Annotated in this window: 19 protein-coding genes and 1 pseudogene; 2 read left to right on the top strand and 18 right to left on the bottom strand. The window is 52.4% G+C overall.

Annotation, left to right across the window (positions count from 1 at the left end):
* Window positions 1-122: 122 nt before the first annotated feature.
* Window positions 123-899, bottom strand: a complete 777-nt coding sequence (locus tag AB1483_13260; protein ID MEW6413418.1) for a sugar transferase — start codon at window positions 897-899, stop codon at window positions 123-125.
* 495 nt (window positions 900-1394) lie between these two features.
* Entirely contained in the window at window positions 1395-2342 is a 948-nt protein-coding gene (locus AB1483_13255; GenBank protein MEW6413417.1) for a PorV/PorQ family protein, read from the bottom strand.
* Between the two features lie 685 nt (window positions 2343-3027).
* On the opposite strand from AB1483_13255, the gene AB1483_13250 reads away from it, so the two are divergent.
* Entirely contained in the window at window positions 3028-4242 is a 1215-nt protein-coding gene (locus tag AB1483_13250) for an alpha/beta fold hydrolase (GenBank protein MEW6413416.1), read from the top strand.
* A gap of 72 nt (window positions 4243-4314) precedes the next feature.
* Here the strand turns inward: AB1483_13250 and icd are convergent, their stop codons facing one another.
* From icd to AB1483_13180, 14 genes and pseudogenes are all read right to left on the bottom strand, one after another.
* Window positions 4315-5559 carry an isocitrate dehydrogenase (NADP(+)) gene (gene icd, locus AB1483_13245; GenBank protein ID MEW6413415.1) on the bottom strand — a complete coding sequence of 415 codons (1245 nt, stop codon included), beginning with the start codon at window positions 5557-5559 and terminating at the stop codon, window positions 4315-4317.
* A gap of 11 nt (window positions 5560-5570) precedes the next feature.
* Window positions 5571-6497, bottom strand: a complete 927-nt coding sequence (mdh, locus tag AB1483_13240) for a malate dehydrogenase (protein MEW6413414.1) — start codon at window positions 6495-6497, stop codon at window positions 5571-5573.
* Between the two features lie 39 nt (window positions 6498-6536).
* Window positions 6537-7796 (bottom strand): lactate racemase domain-containing protein, encoded by a 1260-nt coding sequence (locus tag AB1483_13235; GenBank protein ID MEW6413413.1) that lies wholly within the window; start codon window positions 7794-7796, stop codon window positions 6537-6539.
* A 31-nt stretch (window positions 7797-7827) separates the two neighbouring features.
* Window positions 7828-8223 carry a nucleoside-diphosphate kinase gene (gene ndk, locus AB1483_13230; GenBank protein ID MEW6413412.1) on the bottom strand — a complete coding sequence of 132 codons (396 nt, stop codon included), beginning with the start codon at window positions 8221-8223 and terminating at the stop codon, window positions 7828-7830.
* Between the two features lie 18 nt (window positions 8224-8241).
* A complete protein-coding gene (locus AB1483_13225; protein MEW6413411.1) occupies window positions 8242-8817 on the bottom strand; it encodes a 2-oxoacid:acceptor oxidoreductase family protein in 576 nt (191 codons plus the stop codon).
* An 11-nt stretch (window positions 8818-8828) separates the two neighbouring features.
* The gene (locus AB1483_13220; protein MEW6413410.1) at window positions 8829-9668 is read right to left on the bottom strand and encodes a 2-oxoacid:ferredoxin oxidoreductase subunit beta; all 840 of its coding nucleotides are present in this window, start codon (window positions 9666-9668) and stop codon (window positions 8829-8831) included.
* On the bottom strand, window positions 9668-10804 hold the full coding sequence (locus tag AB1483_13215; GenBank protein ID MEW6413409.1) for a 2-oxoacid:acceptor oxidoreductase subunit alpha: 1137 nt from the start codon (window positions 10802-10804) through the stop codon (window positions 9668-9670). The genes AB1483_13220 and AB1483_13215 overlap by 1 nt, the downstream gene beginning before the upstream one ends.
* Before the next feature lie 18 nt (window positions 10805-10822).
* On the bottom strand, window positions 10823-11086 hold the full coding sequence (locus AB1483_13210) for a 4Fe-4S dicluster domain-containing protein (protein MEW6413408.1): 264 nt from the start codon (window positions 11084-11086) through the stop codon (window positions 10823-10825).
* 246 nt (window positions 11087-11332) lie between these two features.
* Window positions 11333-12196 (bottom strand): annotated as a pseudogene (gene sucD, locus AB1483_13205) (succinate--CoA ligase subunit alpha).
* A gap of 27 nt (window positions 12197-12223) precedes the next feature.
* Window positions 12224-13360 carry an ADP-forming succinate--CoA ligase subunit beta gene (sucC, locus tag AB1483_13200; protein MEW6413407.1) on the bottom strand — a complete coding sequence of 379 codons (1137 nt, stop codon included), beginning with the start codon at window positions 13358-13360 and terminating at the stop codon, window positions 12224-12226.
* Entirely contained in the window at window positions 13357-14745 is a 1389-nt protein-coding gene (locus AB1483_13195; protein MEW6413406.1) for an HD domain-containing protein, read from the bottom strand. Before AB1483_13195 ends, sucC begins: the two co-directional genes overlap by 4 nt.
* Before the next feature lie 2 nt (window positions 14746-14747).
* A complete protein-coding gene (arcC, locus tag AB1483_13190) occupies window positions 14748-15698 on the bottom strand; it encodes a carbamate kinase (GenBank protein MEW6413405.1) in 951 nt (316 codons plus the stop codon).
* Window positions 15699-15762: 64 nt separating this feature from the next.
* Entirely contained in the window at window positions 15763-17109 is a 1347-nt protein-coding gene (locus AB1483_13185) for a cyclic 2,3-diphosphoglycerate synthase (GenBank protein MEW6413404.1), read from the bottom strand.
* 189 nt (window positions 17110-17298) lie between these two features.
* Window positions 17299-18792 carry an aldehyde dehydrogenase family protein gene (locus AB1483_13180; protein MEW6413403.1) on the bottom strand — a complete coding sequence of 498 codons (1494 nt, stop codon included), beginning with the start codon at window positions 18790-18792 and terminating at the stop codon, window positions 17299-17301.
* Window positions 18793-19132: 340 nt separating this feature from the next.
* On the opposite strand from AB1483_13180, the gene AB1483_13175 reads away from it, so the two are divergent.
* Window positions 19133-19747, top strand: a complete 615-nt coding sequence (locus AB1483_13175) for a hypothetical protein (GenBank protein ID MEW6413402.1) — start codon at window positions 19133-19135, stop codon at window positions 19745-19747.
* Here AB1483_13175 and tgt read toward each other — a convergent pair.
* Both tgt and radA read right to left on the bottom strand, forming a co-directional pair.
* On the bottom strand, window positions 19731-20882 hold the full coding sequence (gene tgt, locus AB1483_13170; GenBank protein ID MEW6413401.1) for a tRNA guanosine(34) transglycosylase Tgt: 1152 nt from the start codon (window positions 20880-20882) through the stop codon (window positions 19731-19733). The two genes, AB1483_13175 and tgt, sit on opposite strands and share 17 nt — an antisense overlap.
* Window positions 20875-22239 carry a DNA repair protein RadA gene (radA, locus tag AB1483_13165; protein ID MEW6413400.1) on the bottom strand — a complete coding sequence of 455 codons (1365 nt, stop codon included), beginning with the start codon at window positions 22237-22239 and terminating at the stop codon, window positions 20875-20877. The genes tgt and radA overlap by 8 nt, the downstream gene beginning before the upstream one ends.
* Window position 22240 lies beyond the last annotated feature (1 nt).

Here is a 22240-nt window from a genome sequence, read left to right as displayed (position 1 = left end):
TCTTCCCTGAAGTAAAGGTTAAAACCCCTTGGAATGATTTAACAATATAAAAATGAATATTCAAAAACAAGTCATAAAAAAAGGCCGTGACATCCGCCACGGCCACGAATTTTTCTAACAAATTAACAGGCGCCCTTGCCGGTAATCACAACCACCACTGTCTTAAGCAGAATCCTGATGTCGGTCCAAAATGACCTTTTTTCAATATACTCAAGGTCATAGCGTACTTTGCGTACCACCGACGCCAGGGAAGAGTCATAACCATTCTCCACTTGAGCCAATCCCGTAAGACCCGGCTTGACATTCAAGCGATTAGTATATCCTTTTATCTTGGCAGACAAATCCAGCACGAAGCTCGGACGTTCCGGCCTGGGACCCACCAACGACATATCACCCTTCAGCACATTCCAGAACTGGGGGATTTCATCTATTCTCGTCTTGCGCAAAAACTTACCAATCCGGGTTATTCGCGGATCACTCTTGGTGGCCCACACCGGTCCCGATTCTTTCTCAGCATCACTCACCATCGTACGGAACTTGTGAAGCTTGAACGGGCGGCCCATAAGATCTTCACGGCGACGCTCCCGATGGCGACTCTCCCCTACATCGGACTTCTGATAAACGCGACGCTGACCTTTACGACGGTTAACTCCAACCCTGACCTGCGAGTAAAACACCGGACCGGGAGAATCGAGTTTTATCAGTATGGGTACGACAAGCCAAAACGGCAATGTGAGAATCAGCCCGACTGTCGAGCCCACAATATCCATGAATCTCTTTCCAAATCCCATCAATATCCCCTTAAGGCTGCCCCCCCTGGTCACCGCCATCGGCATGGCAAAGATGAAAAGCGAAGTCACCAGGATAAACAGCAATCCCTTAAAATATTCCGAGAACAAGAAATTTACATACCCCGAAAAAGTCAAGGATTGCGACTGAGGCAAAGTTACAGAGGGTGATACGGTCAACCCGGAAGCAACTCCATAAGAATAAGCCCTCCTTGGGACCGCGACCGTACTCTGAGCTTGTATATTACTGCTGTTACTCTGAATGTTTTCCATATTTTTTAAAATAACGAGGAGTATACAATCACTGCGTTACTTTCCGTGAAGCAAAACTTCTGCCAGCGTGTAAAGGACTAACAGAAAAGTAATACCAATTTTGACACTATTGTAAGCGGTTGGCAGGCAGCAGCATAAGATTTCGCTCGAAAATCGAAGCGTGGACTAATTTGGTCCGTTACCCCGTGTTTCTGCAATGGCGGAAACATAGTGCGAATTTTGAACACAAAACATGCAACGAATTGCCTAGTCCGAAAACGACGGTTGGCAAAGAAAAAACCAGCCGTCGGGCTGGTTTCTTCTGCTAATTCGAGTCTGTTTCTGCGTGCCGGATCAAGGGCCAATTTGAAAGATTATGGTGAACCTGTGAAGGTCCTCAGAGCTGTATTTTTCTTCGAACGTATAGGCATAATCGAAAGCGGCGTTATTGAATTTCAAACCCGCTCCCAGCGTGATTCCAGTGGCAAAATTCCTTTCATCGGCACTCGGATAGTAACTGTAACCGGATCTGAGGAAATATTGGCCGTTGTGATTAAACTCTACCCCCTGATGAACAACCGTTTCACCGTGAAGTCTCTTTTCAACATCGGCGGTGAGCAGAAGCCTGTCTTCAACCGGATATCCGGCTAAACCCAGATGAAGCGCCGCCGGAAGATTCTCGGTGGTTCCGTCAAACGAAATGTCCGGCCCCAGATTGGTCAGCACACCGGCAAGAGCGATACGACCCAGGTCATATTTGGTGCCGAAATCGACAGCGAAAGTCGTTGCGCTGATATCGTCGAGTTTCTGATTAATCACTTTGCCGGTCAAGCCAAGGGACAGCTTTTCACTCGTCTTATACCCCAGCGAAATCGCGCCGGCAATATCGTAGGCGCTGATCTCCCCTGTCGGCAGGCCGCTCAAATCGAATCCATCGATAGCGCCATAATTGAAATATGTGACTGACGCTGCCAGGGTCATCCTGTCCGACATTTGTCTGGCATACGCACCATATTCAACGGTCATGTCCTGGTACCAGGCGAAGTGACTCAGAAGAAACTCGCTGGTCTCAACACTTGTGAGACCGGCGGGATTCCAATAAGAAGCTACCGCGCCCTCTGATACGGCCGAAAAGGCTCCGCCCATTGCGGAGGGCCTCGCTCCGGCACCTATAAGAAGAAACTCCGCGGCCGTGTTCCCCGCATTCGTCTCCGCTATTGTCACTCTGCCAAAAAACGCCACCAGAAGCAGCAGAATGATCCACCCTACGATAATCCTCTTCACCAGAATCCTAACATCCATGGTCTACCTCATCCACGATTGTTCCAATTGTCCTGTATTGGCAATCCCAATGCCGGAAACGGTTCTGGGTGGATTTATTTGACAGGGATTTTCCCAGCCCCCTGATATGAACATAAGTGCCTTGTTTACAATCCATTCCCAAACACGCGAGACCATCAGTAACAGGTTCTGTCTTAGCCTTGATTCGATTTGCCTGTCCCTATTATTTGCGCTCGTGTCCGCTTTCTGAACAACAACCGCTCGCAAATCGACTCAGGCGTTCAATAAGTCGAGTACTTGTAACAATATGCCCGGTGTCGTTCAAGAAACCGACATCTCTTCCCTTATTGTCGGCTTCCTGAGCAATTTTATTACCTCTTGTCCGAGACTCGCATTCAAGTCTCAAGACGGTTCAGGGGTAAGAATTTTTCAATATTAAGTCAACTAAAACGTGGCAAAGAACGCTGAAAAAACACTGGTCCGTACCAGACAGTCAGATAAGCAGTTATGGCTTTCACGCCATGAAAAAAGGGGACGCGCGAAAAGAATTGTTATCGTGGACCTTTCTATCCTCCCGCCGCAGCAATCTGCAGCATCTCAGTCAAAGTGCTAAACACCTTACGGCTACTCGCACGTCTACCAGATAAATCCGGCCATTGACAGTTCCGGCCGGAGACAACACCTGGAGGAAATGGAGATACATTTCATGTCTAAACACTTCACAGCAACAATAGTTTTTGTTTTGGGACTGATGTTGCCATCACAACCGGCCCGCGGCTTTCAGAGCGGAGAAACGGGATATGTCGAGGTCCCCGATGGACAACTGTATTATGAAGTTGCCGGGCAGGGACCAACAATGATAATGCTGCACGACGGTCTTATTCACTCTGCCGTATGGAACCACCAGTGGGAAAACTGCGCAAACCGCTTCACAATGATTCGCTACGATCGCCGCGGATTCGGCAAATCTCCCGTGCCCACGAAACCATATTCTAACGTTGATGACCTGCTGACGCTCTTCGAAAAACTCGGAATTGATAGTGCAATCGTAATCGGTATGTCCGCCGGGGCCCGCCTTGCCCTTGATTTTGCGGTCGAGCACCAGGACCGAATTACTCATCTCATTCTCGTCAGTCCGGTGGTGCGCGGACTGCCTTTAACAGACCACTTTCTCACCAGAGGTGGACATCAGGATCCGGCGATTTTCTCGGACCCGGTTCTTCTCCTGAATTACTATCTCGACGAAGATCCCTACGAGATCTACAGTGGCAATCCGCAGGTCCGCGAGGAAGCCCACACCTTGATGGAAGGTTACCTGAACAACGTTGACCAGATATTCAACAGGCTCGAACAAGCACCTTCTTATACGACTCTCGATTCTCTGGACGAATTGGATATCCCCGCGCTGATTATCTCTGGAGAGTATGACCTTCCCGATATTCATGCCAACGCCGGCGCCATTGCGGCAGGGATCAGAGGTTCGGAGCGGGTAGTACTTAAGGACTGCGCCCACAGGATCCCCATGGAGCAGCCTGAACTGCTGAGCCAGACCGTGATTGGATTCCTCTCTGGCCGGGAGTTCTTCAGAGTGATGAACGCATCAGGCGTAAAGCCGGCAGTGAACCTATACCGTTCCATGCATAAACGGGACCCGGGCATTGACATTCTCAGTGAAAACAGGCTCAACCGCATGGGCTATGAATATCTTCTGGCTGGCAAGCTCGAAGATGCACTTGAATTGTTCCAACTCAACGTGGATCTGTATCCGCAATCCGCCAATGTGTACGACAGCTATGCCGAGGCATTGTTAGCAGCGGGAGATACTACTGGTTCTGTGGCAAACTATCAGAAGTCTCTGAAACTCAACCCTGAGAATACCAATGCCAGTACTGCGCTGACGAGGCTGCGCCCCGGACAATAACCGTACGGTCAGAAATAAGAAAAGGAAGGCTCTAAAGCCTTCCTTTCTTTAGCCAACGATAGGACAGCCTCGTTACATGTTCTTGATGATGTTAGTCGCGAACTCCGAAGTACCAACTTTCTTGGCGCCCTTCATCTGCCGCTCTAAATCATAAGTGACCGTCTTTTTATTGATCGTCTTCTGAATGGCGTCTTCAATCATATTGCCGGCCTTGTCCCAGCCCAGATATTCGAGCATCATGACCGCCGAGAGGATCACCGATGACGGATTGATGACATCCTTGTCGGCATACTTCGGGGCCGTGCCGTGAGTGGCTTCGAACAATCCGATATAGTCGCCAATGTTGGCGCCGGGAGCCATACCAAGACCACCCACCTGAGCCGCACAAGCGTCGGACAAATAGTCACCGTTCAGATTCGGCGTAGCCAAGACACTATATTCATCCGGTCGGGTCAATACCTGCTGGAAGATAGAGTCTGCTATACGATCCTGGATGACCACTTTACCCTTAGGGGCCTTGCCCTTGTACTTCGCCCAGACCTCGTCTTCGGTTACGATCTGGCTCCGAAATTCCTTCTTTGCAATCTCATAACCCCAGTCTCTAAAGGCCCCTTCGGTGAACTTCATTATGTTACCCTTGTGGACCAGAGTGACAGACGGCAGTCCCTTCTTTATGGCATGTTGTATGGCCTTGCGAACCAGCTGACGAGTACCGGTCACCGAGATCGGTTTGATGCCGATGCCGGAGTCCAGACGGATGTTGCGTTTCATCGTCTTGTTGAGCCAGTTAATGACCATTTTCGCCTCAGGGGTACCCTTCTTCCATTCAATGCCCGCGTAAACGTCTTCGGTATTCTCACGGAAGATGATGACGTTCAGTTTCTCCGGATGAGTTACGGGTGAGCCGACACCCTTAAACCACTTGACCGGACGCACGCAGGCATACAGATTCAGAATCTGGCGCAGAGAGACATTGAGCGAGCGAAACCCACCGCCGATCGGTGTCGTCAGAGGGCCTTTCAATGCCACAAGATGGGTCTTGATAGCCTTGACAGTTTCATCGGGCAGCCATTCGCCATAAAGCTCAAAGGCTTTCTCACCGGCATACACATCCATCCAGGCAATCTTCTTCTTGCCGCCGTATGCCTTTTCCACGGCCGCATCGACCACGCGTCTGGTAGCCTTCATGATGTCGCGCCCGGTACCATCACCCTCGATTACCGGAATAATCGGGTTGTCGGGGACCTGCAGCTTCTTGTTTTTGACCGTGATCTTCTTACCGTCTTTCGGAACCTGGATATGCTTATAATTTGCCATCGATACTCCTTTTAGTAGCCAAGAATCTTGAGATGTTCTTTGTACGTAGCGGCCGATTTCTGCAGAGCGGCTATCTCACCCTTGGCAAGTTTGAGCTCGATAATCTTCTCCACACCGTTGGCCCCAAGCACGACTGGAACGCCGATGTAAATATCCTTGATGCCGTATTGTCCGGTCAGGTAGGCCGACGCCGGCAGAACTCTCTTCTCATCGTTGAAGATGGCGCGGCACATGTCAACCGAGGCAGCGGCCGGGGCATAATATGCCGATCCGGACTTGAGCAATCTTACGATTTCGCCGCCGCCGTCAGCGGTGCGGTCGGATATCGCCTTTATACGGTCCTTGGGAATAAGTTCGCCGATTGGAATACCGGCAACAGTGGTATAGCGCGGCAGAGGAACCATGGTATCGCCATGACCGCCGAGTACCATCGCCTGCACATCCGTCATCGCAACGCCGAGTTCCATCGCCACGAACGTGCGGAAACGAGTCGAGTCGAGCACACCGGCCTGCCCGCAAACGCGGTTCTTCTCGAACCCCGTGACCTGCTGCATGTGATAAGTCATCAGATCGAGGGGGTTCGACACCACGATAACAAAGCTCTTCGGGGCATATTTTTTGATATTTTTGGCCACCGAGCCGACGATATCGGCGTTCATGTTCAACAGATCCTCGCGTGACATCCCCGGCTTGCGCGGAAGCCCGGCTGTCATGATTACGATGTCGGCACCCTTAAGGTCGGAGAACTTGTTCGTGCCTTTAACCATCGCATTGTACCCACGGACCGGCCCGGCCTGCGAGAGATCGAGACCTTTGCCCTGCGGTACGCCTTCGATAATGTCGACCATTACGACGTCGGCAAAATTTGCTTCGGCCAGATACATGGCGGTGCTGGCGCCTACATTTCCGGCACCGATAACTGCTATCTTCTTGTTCATGGTACCTCTCCCTAATTGGGTATGGTGTTTAGTTAAGTTTTAAGTTGTCAAAACAGTATGTCCGGCATCCCGGACAACGGCTATCTTATGTTCAGCAACGTTTATTGACGCAAAACATTCGTCCGGACTGTGAAGCGGCTCATAAAAAACGTGCCTCACGGTATCATCAGGCAAAGTTGAATACACCCTCACGTCAATGCGACGCTGCATCGCGTTAACCCGTGACAGCTTATGTGAGCCAAACCTGATAACTCCATCCTTCGGCTCGTTCTTTTCCCGATCCCAGTTGTCGGCCAGCCTGTAGAAATTTTCAGAGCCTATTCCGCCGGCGCATGATGACACGAGTATAATTCGGCCGCCATCTTTTACCGCCCTCTGGCAGTTTTCAAGCGCCTTCTGAAGCTGATACAGATTATTGTCCAGCGGAGGCAGCATTTCGCAAATGACGGTATCGTAGTAGCTATCGACACGATTGGCATACATCGCGCACGAATACTCATAGGCGCTTTCGAAAGAGGTCTTCAGATCTCCGAAAAACACAGCGGCCATTTTCTTTGACGCGTCGATAACAGCCTGAATCCCGAAGAACTTCCGGGCGCCCATCATGTCGAGAACCGACGCCATGTGCTCGGCAACCGGGTTCCCTTTTAGCCTCAACGGCGCGGCATCCAGCGATATTGCCTGATTGTGATTGCGTTCGACCGTGGCGAAATCAGTCAGCCCCGGAACAAGCGACTTCCTCCCGCCTGTCATACCGGCGAAGTAATGCGGCTCAGCCGAACTTATCATGACCACCTCGTCGTACTCAAACAAGACGCTATCGAGCCAGACCTCTTCACCGAAATGGTCGCGCCCGATCTTTGTCATCGTCGAGTAATCGCGACAGTCGTGAATCCGCACCCGCGGCTCGACCCTTTCGCGGTGATCCCCGAATATCTTGAGATAGTGCTGCTCGGTCGGCGGCTCATGGGTGCCGCAGGCCACCACAAACGATGCCCGGTCTAAAACAGTCGGGTTGATTTGATCAAGCAGGCTCAGGATCCTCGGTGTTGGCGTATTGCGATGACCATCGTTGACCACAAACAGGAGGCTATTCGAAGCAAGTAATTCTTCACCGCCGGCATCGGATAGGCCGCGACGAAAAGTCGACAGATCAACTTCCCGTGGCGCCAATTTCGGCGAATATTCGGTGACACTCACATCATCAGGCAAGTGAATGACAATCTCACCCGCGTTATAGGCCAGCTTGATATCCATCTCGACGACCTGTTTGCTTTCTGTCGTTTGGCCGCTAAGCACCGATCTTTGTCCGTAGCGACCCCTGTGTTTCTCAGAAAAAGAAAGCTATTTCTTTTGCGGCGTTCTCGTCGGAGTCGGAGGCATGAACGGAATTCCTCTGAATATCCATTCCAATCTCGTAACGAATGGTGCCGCAATCCGCCTTCTCCGGATTGGTGGCGCCCACGAGCGTCCGCAACTGGGAAACCGCGCCCTCTTTCTCAAGAACCATCGGCACCACCGGCCCCGATGTCATGAACTCGACGAGGGCGTCAAGGAACGGTTTACCTTCATGGACCGCGTAGAACTGGCGCGCCTGCGTTTTTGTCAGACGCACCATTTTCATCTCAACGATCTTGAAGCGGGCTTTTTCAAGACGACTGATGATGTGCCCGACCAGGTTTCGCTCTGTGGCATCAGGCTTAATGATCAATAATGTTCGGTTCAACCTGTTTACCTCAACGGGCTACTTCTTTAGCTTCATGGCTTCGTCATGGCCAATCTGAAGAGCTTTCTTGTTTCTGTCCTCGGTACCCCGCGGCGCGCGCGCCAGCACGGCATCCGTCAAAACGTCCAACGGCACGATACCGGTAAGAGCGCAAATGGAACCGAGAGCAATCACGTTGGCTACCATGATATGCCCGACTTCTTCACGCGCCAGCCGGGTGAAAGGCAATCCGTAGTATTTCTCCGTCGGAAATTCCGTGATCATCGACGTATCGACCACCAGCGTGCCGCCTTCCTTGAGATCCGGATAATACTTGTCCAGGGACTCCTGGGTCATAGCCAGGAGCAGATCAAGTTTCATCGCCTTGGGGTAGTAAATCTCCTCGGAAGAAACTACCACATCCGCCTTGGAAGCGCCTCCGCGGGCCTCCGGGCCGTAGGATTGTGATTGCACCACATTCTTTCCGCCGGCTTTGCCGATGGCCTCACAAAGAACGACCGACGCGAAGATCATTCCCTGGCCGCCCGAACCGGATAGCCGGATCTCGAAACGATCCTGGGGAATACCAACTTTACCGAGTATTTTTCCAGCCATAGGTTTCCTCTCTATCCTTTCTGGGCATCGACGACTCTCTGGTACTCGTCGCAGAATTCGGTTTTAACAGTATCCTCGTGGAGGGTGCCGATTAGGTACTTGCCCTTCAACTCTTCCTCCGTCATACTCTTGGCCCTGGCCGTAGTGACGGAGTTTTCTTTCATGAAGTTTAACATGGCGGTGGCATCACCCTTGCGATTCAACCGGCCATAGTAGGTGTGACAGTTGGAGATGATTTCCACGAGCGAAAAGCCCTTGTGCTCCAACGCCTGCATAATCATTTTCTCCATCTGAGGATAGTGATATACGGTGGAACGCCCAACGAAAGACGCTCCCGCGCCGATAGCCAGATGACATGGCTCGAAATGCTTCTCCACGTTGCCGTATGGCGTGGTTGTGGAGAACGAACCGCCGGGGGTCGTGGGCGAACCCTGACCACCGGTCATGCCATAGATATAGTTATTAATCAGAATGGCGGTAATGTCGATATTTCTCCGGCAGGCATGAATGAAGTGGTTACCGCCGATAGCAAGAGCATCACCATCGCCCGTAATCACAACCACCTTCATGTTCGGCCGCGCGAACTTCACGCCGGTCGCGAAGGCAAGCGCCCTGCCGTGCGTGGTGTGAAGCGAGTTAAAGTCCAGGTAGACCGGCATCCGGCTGGTACATCCGATACCTGAGACCATAGCCACCTCGTCCTTGGAGTATCCAAGCTTCTCGACCGCCCGGATAAAGGCGCCCATCACGATACCGTTGCCACATCCCGGACACCAGACGCTCGGGAATTTCTTGCGTGGCCGCAGATAGTTCAGCATCGAATCGGATTTGTGTTGTTCTGTCGTAGCCATTAGAGCACCTCCTCGAGCTTGCCGAGCAGCTCGGCGGGAGTGAGAATTTCACCATCGTAACGCTGCAGCGGAATGATGTCCACGTCTCCGCACACCGCTTTCTTGACCTCATCGATGACCTGACCCATGTTCAATTCGGCAACGATGACCTTCTTGCAGCGGGAACAAAGATCCCTGATTTGGTCATAAGCAAACGGCCAAATCGTGTATAGTTGAATCGACCCAACTTTGTATCCTGCCTGTCGAGCCAGCGATGTAGCCTGGAGGGCGGCTCTGGACACCGAACCGTATGTAATAAAGACCACTTCAGCGTCATCCATCTTCTCGGCGCGAAGTTTGAATATCTCGTCTTTGTAGTTCTCTATTTTGTTTTTGAGTTTGTCGAGTTTGACAAAAATCTCGTCCGCACGGTTGGTCGCAAAACCCATCGTGTCGTGTGTCAACCCGGTGACATTATAGCGATAACCCTCGCCGTACGACGGCATCGGGGACACCAGGTTCGGCGTCATCTCGAAAGGTACAAATTCTTCCGGCTTGCTCGTCGGCTTTACGCGGTTGATTACCTCATACTCACCCGGCCGCGGAATCGTCACCATCTCCCGCATATGACCGATGACTTCATCCAGAAGTACCGTCACCGGCGTTCTGAATCTTTCCGCGAGATTGAAGGCTCGAATTGTCTCGGTTACCGTGTCATTGACGGTCGATGGAGCGACCGCGATGGCGGTATAATCACCGTGAGAACCCCAGCGGGCCTGCATGGTATCGGACTGACTGACTTTGGTCGGCAATCCGGTGGACGGACCCCCGCGCTGCACGTTTACAATAACGCAGGGCGTCTCAGTCATGTATGCATATCCAATGTTTTCCAGCATCAGAGAATAACCCGGACCGGAAGTGGCGGTCATCGATTTCAGTCCTGTCACGGAAGCACCGATAATTGCGGCCATAGACGCAATCTCGTCCTCCATCTGGATGAACCGGCCACCGATTCTGGGAAGCTGGCGAGCACAGGATTCGGCAATCTCGGTAGAGGGAGTTATAGGGTAACCGGCATAGAACTGAAGTCCGGCATAAATGGCGCCCTCAACACAGGCACCATTACCCTGGAGTAGTTTCTTTACTGCTTCTGCCATTTTAATACCTGTTCTACCTCACTTATAATTAGACGTTATTGCGAAATCGGGACAATGTACCCAGCATATCGTGCACTGCGTACAATTTTCAGGCCTGGCCTGAACCGGCTTTCCGTCACGGTCGGGCTCAAAAACCTGCTGGGGGCATAAAGCGATACACAGGTTGCACGCCTTGCACCAACTCAGATTGATCTTCAGCGGCGGCGGACCGACGGAATAGTCATATTTGCTCTTTACCTTGGGCTTAGAAGCTGACTCATCAATCTTGTTCGAATCTGTCATATTTGTTCCTCAAAGGTATCAATTATTATATAAAACGCTCTATCTACGTTTCGGTTTCTTATTCATGTCCGAACCGGGCTGTCTCTTGGTCGATTTCTTCGTTTTCCTGGCCGCTTTCTTCAGCGTGGTCTTTTTGTTTCCGACCGTCTTCCTATCTGGCGTCTTCTTGGCTAACACCTTCTTGGCTGAGGTCTTTCTAGCCGGCGTTTTCTTTGCCTTTTTGGCCGGGGTCTTTTTCTTCCCGGACATCAACTCCTTCAACAAGCCCGGAATCTCAGTCGGTGAAAACGCTACCGGAATACCCACCTTGTTCAGAGCGGCTATTTTTTCCGCAGCCGTGCCGGTGCCACCTGAAATAATGGCTCCGGCATGTCCCATACGCTTGCCGGGAGGGGCTGTCTGGCCGGCGATAAACGACACCACCGGCTTGGTGACGCGCTTCTTGATATAGGCCGCCGCATCCTCTTCATCACTGCCGCCAATCTCACCTATCATGACAATAGCCTTAGTGGCGTTATCAGCCTGAAAAGCTTCAAGACAATCAATGAAATTGGTGCCGATCACCTGATCGCCACCGATTCCAATACATGTCGTCTGACCCATCCCTTCGGTCGTCAGGGCCCAGATTGCTTCATAGGTCAAGGTGCCCGAGCGGGAAACAACGCCGATATTGCCCTTCTTCACGATCGAGCCGGGCATAATACCGACCTTGGACTCACCGGGTGATATCAATCCCGGACAATTCGGCCCAATCAGTCTCACACCGCGCTCTTTGACATAAGGGTACACCTTCATCATATCGTTAGCCGGTACACCCTCCGTAATACATACGATAGTCTTGATTCCAGCGTCAACCGCCTCATAAATGGCGTCAACCGCGAAGGCCGGCGGCACATAGATAACAGAGGTATTCGCTTTTGTCTTTTCGACAGCCTCTTCCATGGTGTTGAACACCGGGATACTGCCTACTTTGGTACCGCCTTTTCCGGGAGTAACACCGCCCACGACATCGGTGCCGTAGGCTTTCATCTGTTCGGCGTGAAAGGAACCATCCCGGCCGGTGATTCCCTGAACGATTACTTTAGTTTTCTTATTTATGAAGACTGACATTTTCTTATCCTCTTCCTCGTTGAGTTGTTACTCTACACCCGCCAGTTCGATGGCTTTCTTGACTACTTTATCCAGCGTATCCTCGGTGGGAAGATTGACTGCCTTGAGAATCTTGTACGCTTCTTTCTCGTTGGTGCCGGTCAATCTCACAACCACCGGCACGGTGGGATTGAGTTCCTTGAAGGCGGCGACAATGCCGGTCGCGACATCATCGCAACGGGTAATACCGCCAAAGATATTTATCAGGATAGCCTTCACTTTCGGGTCCGAAAGGATAATCTTCATGGCCGTTACGACCTTTTGCGGATTGGAAGAGCCGCCGATATCGAGAAAGTTGGCCGGTTCGCCGCCGTAGCGCTTGACAAGGTCCATCGTGGCCATCGCCAGACCGGCTCCGTTGACGATACACCCGATATTACCGTCCAGTTTCACGAACGACAGGTCACCCTCGCGCGCTTCCACTTCCGCCGGGTCCTCGGCGTCGAGATCACGCATGGCGGCTATGTTCTTCTGGCGATACAACGCGTTGTCATCGATATTGATCTTGGCATCCAGCGCAATAACTTCACCGGCTGTATTCGTAATCAGGGGGTTTATCTCCACAAGTGAAGCATCCACTTTCCAGAACACATTGTAAAGCTTCATGATTATGTCGGCCGCGGCCCGCACCTGGCCGATATCGCGATAAAGCTTGTATGCGAGATTCCTTGCCTGATAGCTCTTCAGTCCCAAAACGGGATCGACGTACAGCTTGAAAATCTTCTCCGGCGTCTTGGCCGCGACCTCTTCAATATCCACACCGCCCGCCGGGGAAACCATGATCACCGGCTTCTTCGTAGAACGGTCGAGAATGATGCCGACATAGGACTCGGAGATGATATCCTCGGCGACAGTCACGAGAACCTTCTTGACCGTCAGACCTTTTATATCCATTCCGATAATCTGCTGCGCCAGCACTTTGGCGGCCTCGGCGTTCTCCGCGAACTTGATTCCGCCCGCTTTGCCTCTACCGCCAACGTGCACCTGTGACTTGACCATCACCGGCTTGTGGTACCTTTCCGCAATCTCAAAAGCCTCAACCGGATTCGTGGCGATGCCGCCACCCGGCACCGGAATCTTGGCGTCCGCGAAGATCTCTTTCGCCTGGTACTCGTGAATTTTCATTGATTCGTTTCCTTGTCGCTATGTTTATATTTCGCTATTTTTTGATAATATTCCGTCGCTATAGTCTTAAGCTGCTCGAAGGTGTTCAACTCGGGTTCGTCAAGAACTCGTTCCATCAGATAATCGAGGATGTCGCCGATTACCGGTCCCGGTTGAATGGCGAACATTGCCATCAAGTCGGAGCCATTGACAGCGAGATCCGATAGGCCGAACGGCGGCTTTTTCTCGAGTTCCGCCCTGATGTCCGCCTCGAACCGATCGACATCATCCGTCGAACCGCCCATCCCCTGCCCCTCAACATCGGCGCGCCGCAAGTCAAGCAGGTCGAAAATGAGATCCACCCCAACCCGCTTTACCAGCCGTCGCAATCCCTTGTCCGTTACATCTGTCGTGAACATATGCCTTTCACAGAGCGTGCTCACGTCCTTGATCAAGTCATTGGAGTACTTGAGACGACCAAGCACCTCTCTGGCCACCTTCGCAGCGCTGACTTCATGCCCGTAGAAGGTCGCCCCATCCTCAACCACCCGCTTGTGCTTTGGCTTGGTAATATCGTGAAACAACGCTGCCCACCGCAGCCTGAGATCAGGCTTCGCGGCATCTATAACATGCAAGGTATGCTCAAAAACGTCGTACTTGTGGTACCCACCCGGCTGATCCACATCAATACAGGCCTCGAGTTCCGGTAGGATTTCCCGCAGAAGACCCGTTGTGTGCATTATGCGGAGGCCTTCCGATGGGCGCGGAGCGAGCTCCAGAAGTTTATTCAATTCCTCGGCTATACGTTCACTGGATACCGACTTCATTAGATGCGCGTTCCTTCGCAGCGCCTCAAAAGTCTTGGGCTCAATCATGAAATTGAACCTGGCCGCGAATTGTATGGCCCGAAGCATTCTTAACGGATCATCTTCAAATGAACCGTCGTAAACCATGCGAATCTGACGATTGTCAAGATCCAGCCGCCCGTTGAGCGGATCGATCAAAACATCATCGTCGAGCGATATAGCCATGGCATTTATGGTAAAATCGCGCCTCAAAAGATCATCTTCCACCCTCAGATGCGGATCGAAATCCACCTTGAAGTCCTTATGGCCGATTCCCGTGGAGTATTCCTTCCGAGGCAACGTAATATCGAAAGTATGAGCCGCACCGTCGCGGAACTCCGTGAACTTGATGACGCCGAAACTCCTTCCGACCAGATCCACGCGACCGTGCCCCTTCAATATCCCCGTCAAATCGTCGTACGGTACGCCGGTCACCAGATAGTCCCGGTCCTTTACGGACTTCCCTAACAGCAGGAATCGGTCGCGCACCGCGCCGCCGACTTCGTAAATTCTACCCTTTTTCAGGATATCTTCAATAGTATCCTGTGACAATTCACACATTATCAATCCGGAACAATCCTCGTACCGGCCTCGCCGCGAATGGCGGCTGCCGCGTTTTCCAGCGATGTTATTGTCACCAGCTCGCCGCCGCCTTCGATGAATTTGATGGCTGCTGTAATCTTCGGCCCCATGGAGCCGGCCGGAAAATGTCCGTCTTCATACAGTTTCTTGATCTCCGAAACCGTAACTTTCGCCAGATTTCTCTGGTCAGGCTTGCCGAAATTGACGGCCACCTGGTCCACCGACGTCAGAATCGAGAGAATCCCCGCGCCTATCTCCTGTGCCAGAACCGCCGAGGCAAGGTCTTTGTCAATCACGGCGTCGATACCTTCGTAGTTGCCCTTCTCATCGATATAAATCGGGATACCCCCACCCCCGGCGGCAATAACGATTGTTCCATTCTCCACCAGCAACTTGATTGTCTCGGCCTCTACGGCCTTGTAGGGAATGGGCGACGGCACCACGCGGCGCCAACCACGGTTGGCATCAGTCTTCATCTGCCAGCCGCGTGACTCGGAATACTCCTTCGCCTGCGCCTCCGTATAGAACTGCCCGATATACTTGGTGGGATTGAGCGATGCCGGATCCTTCTCATCGACCAGCATCTGGGTAATAATCGTCACCACCGGCCTGTTGATATTTTCCGCCCTGAGCCGGTTCTGAAGCGACTGTTCTATCATATAGCCCATACCGCCCTCGGTGTCGGCCACCAGTACGCCCAGAGGAAGAATCGGGGCCTTTCCCCTCGCCAGCTCGACCCGCAACAAAGCGTTGCCAACCTGAGGACCGTTGCCGTGAGACACCACCAGCCGGTAACCATCCCGCGCGAGCTCAACAATGCCGTCCAGGGATTTGCGCGTGTTGGCAAACTGTCTGTAGATGGTGTCTTCTTCCTCGGGACGGGTAATGGCATTGCCGCCAAGAGCAACAACAGCTGTTTTAATCGTAGACATATGTCAGAATGTATATCCAAACTGAAAGCGGGCCGATATTCTTCGGCCCGCTCCCAATATGCTCCTATTTGTTTTTGCCTTTTTTCTGGCCCTTGACGAAATCATCGAGAACCATCTTAAGATCCGGCGTGCCGATCTCCTGAAGGCTGTAATACACCCGCACCGTCGGCTGCTTAATCTTGATTATGCGCGTCAGATCAATCGGAGTCGCCACTACCACCAGGTCGCACTTGGTCCGATTGATGGTCGTCTCCAGATCCTTGACCTGCTCGTCGCCATATCCCATAGCCGGCAAAAGAATGCCGATCTCGGGATACTTCTCGAAAGTCTTCGTGATTGATTTCACGGTAAACGGTCTCGGATCGACCAGTTCCGCAGCGCCGTACTTCTGCGCCGCGACTACGCCCGCGCCATACGGCATCTCACCGTGGGTCAGCGTCGGACCGTCCTCGACGACGAGAACGCGCTTGCCCTTCATAGCTCTCGGATTATCAATTTCAATGGGCGAAGCACCGTCGATCACGATCGCATCCGGGTTGTACGCGGCGATATTCTCGCGCACCTCGGCTATACCATCCGGATCAGCCGAATCGATCTTGTTGATAACGATCACGTCCGCCATCAACAGATTGTTCTGACCGGGATAATAGGAAAGCTCGTGTCCCGGACGGTGCGGGTCGACAACGGTAATCAGAAGGTCGGTCTTGTAGAAAGACATGTCGTTGTTGCCACCGTCCCACAAAATGATATCGGCCTCTTTTTCGGCTTCGCGGATGATCATTTCATAATCCACGCCGGCGTATACAACGATACCGCGATTGATGTGCGGTTCGTACTCTTCACGCTCCTCGATGGTGCATTTGTGCTTGTCGAGGTCCGACAGTTTGGCGAAACGCTGACAGGCCTGCTTGGCCAGATCGCCGTACGGCATTGGATGCCGGATAGCGACAACCTTCTTGCCCATGGCCTGCAGGACTTCCGCCACCTTGCGGGTCGTCTGCGATTTACCGCATCCGGTTCTGACGGCACACACTGCCACCACCGGCTTGCTCGACTTGATCATTGTCGGCTCGCCGCCCTCGACCGCGAAACGGGCCCCGGCAGACATCACGTACGCCGCCTTCTCCATCACATACTGGTACGGAACATCCGAATAGGAGAAAACCACCTCGTCGATATCGTGTTTCTTGATCAGATCGATAAGCTTAGCCTCTTCGTAAATCGGAATGCCCTTCGGATACAGCCTGCCGGCCAGAACCGCGGGATACTTACGCCCTTCGATATCCGGAATCTGCGTCGCCGTGAACGCCACCACCTCGACATCGTTGTTGTCACGATAAAGGGTATTGAAATTGTGGAAGTCGCGCCCGGCGGCTCCCATGATGATTATCTTCCTTCTTTTCGTAGCCATTGTTATCTCCACTTGCTTTTATACATATTCATTTCAATCGCAATTACATGATCTCAGACTCGGACCTCTGCAGTCATATCGAAGAAGCCATCCAGATGAACAGAATCAGGTACCAGAGCGTACAGCCTGATTTCTCACGAAGTATGTATTTGCAGCGACTCATAGCCTTCCAAAACCCAGGGAATCATCCTACGCGTTATCGATCTGCGCCCTCTGGAGCACGCCCGAAAAGTCCACGTAAATCGATTTCCACTCACTGAATACATCGAGCGCGGCTGTGGCGGCCTCGCGATGGCCGTTGCCTGTCTCCTTCGTTCCGCCGAACGGAAGGTGTGTCTCGGCGCCGATAGTCGGAGCGTTGACGTAGAAAATACCCGTGTAAACATCGCGCATCGCCGTGTACGCCCGGTTAACATCCTGGGTGTAAATCGAAGCCGAGAGACCATAAGCGGTATCATTAGCCATCTCAATGGCCTGCTCGAAAGTGTCAAACGTGCCGATGCTCAGCACCGGACCGAAGATCTCTTCTTTCCACAGACGCATCTTCTGCGTAACACCGCCGAAGATAGTCGGTTTCACGAAGAATCCCTTGTCATAATCGCCACCGGTCAGTTTCTCGCCGCCACACAAAAGCTGCGCGCCCTCTTTCTTGCCGATTTCAATATAGCTGAGAACCGTTTCAAGTTGACCTTTGTTGACGCACGGGCCCATATCAACCGACTCATCAAGACCATTGCCGACTTTGAGCTTTTTGGCTCTCTCAACCAGCATCGAGATCATCTTATCCGCAACACTCTTGTGGATAATCAAACGGCTGGTCGCGGTGCAGCGCTGACCGGTTGTACCGAAAGCGCCCCACAGAGCGCCGTCAACCGCCAGATCAAGCTTGGCGTCATCCATGACGATCTGTACGTTCTTGCCACCCATCTCCAGACAGGAATGCTTGAAACTGGTCGAACACGCCTCGGATACCTTGCGGCCGACCTCGGTCGAACCGGTAAACGAGACCACCCTGACCGCCGGATGATTGATGAGCGCATCACCAAGCGCACCGCCCGAACCGGTAACCATGTTGACGACTCCCGCCGGAATTCCTTCCTCTTCGCAGACTTTCATCAGATAAGCCACCGAAGCCGGTGTCTCCGTAGCCGGCTTGATAACGATCGTGTTGCCGCAAATGAGCGCCGGCATCATCTTCCACGACGGAATCGCGATCGGGAAATTCCACGGAGTGATGAACGAACAAACTCCCAGCGGTTGACGAATCGTCATATTGAACTTGTTCATCATTTCCGAAGGAGTCGTCATGCCGAACAAACGCCGACCCTCACCGGCCATGTAGTAGGTCATATCGATGGCTTCCTGGGTGTCGCCGCGCGTCTCTTTGATCACCTTACCCATCTCGCGCGTCATCTGCTGCGAGATCGCCTCTTTTTCCTTGAACAGGCGATTAGCCACTTTGTAGAGAATCTCTCCGCGCTTCGGGGCGGGCACGAGCCGCCACTTCTTGTAGGCCTCCGCCGCAGCATCGATCGCCATGTTGACGTCTTCAGCGGTTGACTTCTGGAAAATACCGACAAGATCGTCGGTGTTCGCGGGATTTCTGTTTTCGAACGTCTTGCCCGATTTCGATTCGACCCACTGCCCGTTTATGAAGTTCTTATATACCTTTGCGTCAGCCATCTTTCACTCCATTAACTTATTTTGCGATAAAGTCTTATTTACCATACGTGTTTGTGAATTTATTCACAGCCGTAAAACATAAGCTGTTAATATAGCGTATTCCGCGCCTATGTCAACCGGTTTTGCCCCCAAAATATAAGATTTTTGTCTTACGTATCAACGACTTACAATGCCCGCCGCTAATGGCGACTTCACTGATATCAAGGTCCATCTTCCCCGCCTTTCCTCTGTCGTTTAAGCCGTTATACCACAAAAAAATTACGCCATATTCAATTACCTATCATCGTTTTAACTTCTTTTATCGTTTTACTAATAGAATAACTAACCAGGGAGAACAGATATGACGGCCTTAGTCTTTGCGACTTTCATGAGCCTGCCCCTATACCCCCTGAACCCTACCGCGCAGGACACGATCGCCTACATGAACTTGCACCTCACCGCCGGCATCAATGGTCCAAGCCCAATCCTTTCAGCCGGGCCGGATTTGTCCGTCAAATACGAGCTTATGGTCTATCATCCCTTCATCGTTCGCGCGGCGTTCGACTATCGCTACGGCTCCATAAACTCTCCCGTCTACGCCGGCGGCAGCCTCCATCGCGGCCTGTTCTCCATCGAAGCCATTTACTACCGGGGCACAAAGAAGATCACCGGATACGTGGGCGCCGGACCGGTTTACTCCATGAACAACTTCAATGTATCCGCGGAGACGTCCGACTCGCTGTTCAATTACGAGCACATCACCAGCGTTGGTATGAGCGATGTTCTCGGATACCGAATCACCGGAGGACTGCGATGGCACAAGTCTTTTTCGTTGGAAATAAGCCTCACCGACACGCGCCCCGATTACACCTTTACATCCAGAATTGATGAAAATCAGTATTCGGTCGCGAAGCGAGAAGTCAGATTCAACGACTTCCGGGTGAGTATCGGTTATCTGTTTACTCTAAAGATGTAGCGTCACGGTTGATGCGGTATCTTTGAAGAAATTCCCGCTTGAACGAATCGAATCTGCCCTCGGAAATCGCCTGCCGAATGTTTTTCAGGAGATTTTGATAGAAATAACTCGAATGATAGGAAGCCAGCACCATGCCGGTTATCTCCGACTGATTGTATAGATGCCGGATGTAAGCCCGGCTATAGCGACGGCACACTTTGCAGTCACAATTGGGGTCAAGGGGACGTTCATCACGCGCATAATCGGCGTTCCGATAGACAATCTGACCTTCCGATGTAAACACGTTGCCGGTACGGGCGTTTCTGGTGGGGAGGACACAATCAAACATATCCACACCATACGACACCGCCATGAGAATGTCCTCGGGATACCCGACACCCATCAAATAGCGCGGTTTATCCGGCGGGAGATATTCGATCGTGTGCGCCAGCATATCTTCCATTTCCGTCTTGCTCTCCCCTACCGACAAACCACCGATCGCGTTACCCGGCAAATCAAGGGACACAATTTGTTCGGCGGATTGCGTCCGAAGGTTTTCGTACGTGGAGCCTTGCACGATACCGAACAGATACTGCCGATAATTTGAATTCCCTTTTCCTTCCAACTCCCGGTACCTTGCCGAACATCGTTTCGCCCAATCATACGTCCTTCGCACACCGGTGGCCGCCAGCCCCTCATCCGCCGGATAAGGCACGCATTGGTCGAATGCCATTATTATGTCGGCCCCGATAGCGTGCTGAACCTCCATCACGTTCTCAGGCGTGAAGGTATGATAAGAACCATCATGGTGCGACTGAAACGTCACGCCATCGTCGCTGATCTTCGATATGTCCCTCAGAGAAAACACTTGATAACCGCCGCTATCGGTGAGCATCGGTCTGTTCCAGCCGGAGAAGCTCGATAATCCCCCCTGTGATTTGATTATCTCCGTACCGGGACGCAAATACAGATGGTAAGTATTGCCGAGTACAATCTCCGCACCGATCTCTTCAAGGTCACCCGCCGTAAGCGCCTTGACCGCTCCCGAAGTCCCGACCGGCATAAACGCGGGAGTCTGAAACTTGCCGTGGCCGGTCGTGATTTCACCGCGGCGAGCCTTGCCATCAGTAGATTGTAACGAGTAAATCTTATCCAAGTATAGCGTCCAGCGCGGCTTGAATGTTATCGGCGTGAACGAGCTTTATGCCCGCGTCTTTCGATTGCGTGGTATTTACACGCGGAAGTACCATAGTTTTAAAACCAAGCCGGGTGGCTTCGTTTATGCGCCGGTCAACCATGGTAACGCCGCGCACCTCTCCTGAAAGCCCCACTTCCCCAATGATTGCCGTCCGGGCGTCAACCGGTTTGTTTCGCAGCGAGGACACAATGGCTGTCAGCAGCGGAAGATCCAGCGCCGGCTCTGTGAGTTTGAGTCCGCCTGCCACCGATACGAAAACATCATTCGAAGCCATCGGGTAGCCGCACCGTTTTTCAAGTATGGCCAGAAGCAAAGCGAGCCGTTTGTTGTCTATACCACCCGCGACGCGCTGAGGAGTGCCATAATTTGCCGATGTAACCAGCGCCTGAACCTCGACCAGAATCGGACGGTTCCCTTCACAAATGGCCGCGATCACCGACCCGCTTCGGGGCTGATCCGGCTGGTGGGACATAAACAGCGACGATGGGTTGCCAACCTCAACCAAACCCTGGGGCATCATCTCAAACAATCCTATTTCGGCCACCGAACCGAAACGGTTTTTGGTGGCCCGGAGCATCCGGTAAAGATGCGTCGAATCACCCTCGAAATATATCACTGTGTCAACCATGTGTTCCAGAAGCTTCGGACCGGCCACCATGCCATCTTTGGTTACATGGCCCACAAGAAACAATCCAAAACCCATCGCCTTGGCGGTGGTAATCAACTGATGACTCACTTCCCGCACCTGAGCTACCGTCCCGGGCGGCGAATCCAGCTGGTCGGTCGCCATCGTCTGTATGGAATCGACAAGAACTATATCGTAGTGTGCCGAGGTGAGGCTCTGGAAGGTCTCTTCGATAGAAGTCGAATTCAAGACCGTAATGTTGTCACCGGATACTTTAAGCCTCTGCGAGCGGAGCTTCAACTGCGGCAATGACTCCTCACCGGTAACATAAAGCACGGATAATCCTTTGCGCGAGTATGCCTCAGCCGCCTGCAAAAGCAGCGTGGATTTTCCGATTCCGGGTTCGCCGCCCAGCAGGACGGTCATACCCTCAAGAAGTTGTCCCCCGAGTACACGGTCAAGTTCGACAATGCCCGTCTCATGGCCGGACTCAGTCTCGTATTTAATCTCCGGAAGCTTTTTCGGTTGGGATGTCAACGACGATTTGGCCGGGGATTTCTTGACAATGATCTTCTCCTCTACCAGACAATTCCATTGCGCGCACTCCCGACACTGCCCCTGCCACTTGGAATGCTCCGCCCCGCAATTGGTGCAGAAAAAAGCGGTCTTTGTCTTCTTGAGGTTGGCCATC

The organism is Candidatus Zixiibacteriota bacterium, assembly GCA_040756055.1.
Classification (GTDB): domain Bacteria; phylum Zixibacteria; class MSB-5A5; order GN15; family FEB-12.
The sequence above is the reverse complement of the archived record's forward strand: the minus strand, read 5'-3'. Positions and strand labels throughout refer to the sequence as shown.

Excerpts from the sequence above, each read along its gene's own strand:
- AB1483_13195 (MEW6413406.1), bottom strand. The coding sequence starts at position 14,745 with ATGTGTGAATTGTCACAGGATACTATTGAAGATATCCTGAAAAAGGGT.
- AB1483_13175 (MEW6413402.1), top strand. The coding sequence starts at position 19,133 with ATGACGGCCTTAGTCTTTGCGACTTTCATGAGCCTGCCCCTATACCCC.
- sucC (MEW6413407.1), bottom strand. The coding sequence starts at position 13,360 with ATGAAAATTCACGAGTACCAGGCGAAAGAGATCTTCGCGGACGCCAAG.
- AB1483_13220 (MEW6413410.1), bottom strand. The coding sequence starts at position 9,668 with ATGGCTACGACAGAACAACACAAATCCGATTCGATGCTGAACTATCTG.
- AB1483_13185 (MEW6413404.1), bottom strand. The coding sequence starts at position 17,109 with ATGGCTACGAAAAGAAGGAAGATAATCATCATGGGAGCCGCCGGGCGC.
- AB1483_13250 (MEW6413416.1), top strand. The coding sequence starts at position 3,028 with ATGTCTAAACACTTCACAGCAACAATAGTTTTTGTTTTGGGACTGATG.
- AB1483_13255 (MEW6413417.1), bottom strand. The coding sequence starts at position 2,342 with ATGGATGTTAGGATTCTGGTGAAGAGGATTATCGTAGGGTGGATCATT.
- AB1483_13210 (MEW6413408.1), bottom strand. The coding sequence starts at position 11,086 with ATGACAGATTCGAACAAGATTGATGAGTCAGCTTCTAAGCCCAAGGTA.
- arcC (MEW6413405.1), bottom strand. The coding sequence starts at position 15,698 with ATGTCTACGATTAAAACAGCTGTTGTTGCTCTTGGCGGCAATGCCATT.
- radA (MEW6413400.1), bottom strand. The coding sequence starts at position 22,239 with ATGGCCAACCTCAAGAAGACAAAGACCGCTTTTTTCTGCACCAATTGC.
- AB1483_13215 (MEW6413409.1), bottom strand. The coding sequence starts at position 10,804 with ATGGCAGAAGCAGTAAAGAAACTACTCCAGGGTAATGGTGCCTGTGTT.
- mdh (MEW6413414.1), bottom strand. The coding sequence starts at position 6,497 with ATGAACAAGAAGATAGCAGTTATCGGTGCCGGAAATGTAGGCGCCAGC.
- AB1483_13225 (MEW6413411.1), bottom strand. The coding sequence starts at position 8,817 with ATGGCTGGAAAAATACTCGGTAAAGTTGGTATTCCCCAGGATCGTTTC.
- AB1483_13180 (MEW6413403.1), bottom strand. The coding sequence starts at position 18,792 with ATGGCTGACGCAAAGGTATATAAGAACTTCATAAACGGGCAGTGGGTC.
- icd (MEW6413415.1), bottom strand. The coding sequence starts at position 5,559 with ATGGCAAATTATAAGCATATCCAGGTTCCGAAAGACGGTAAGAAGATC.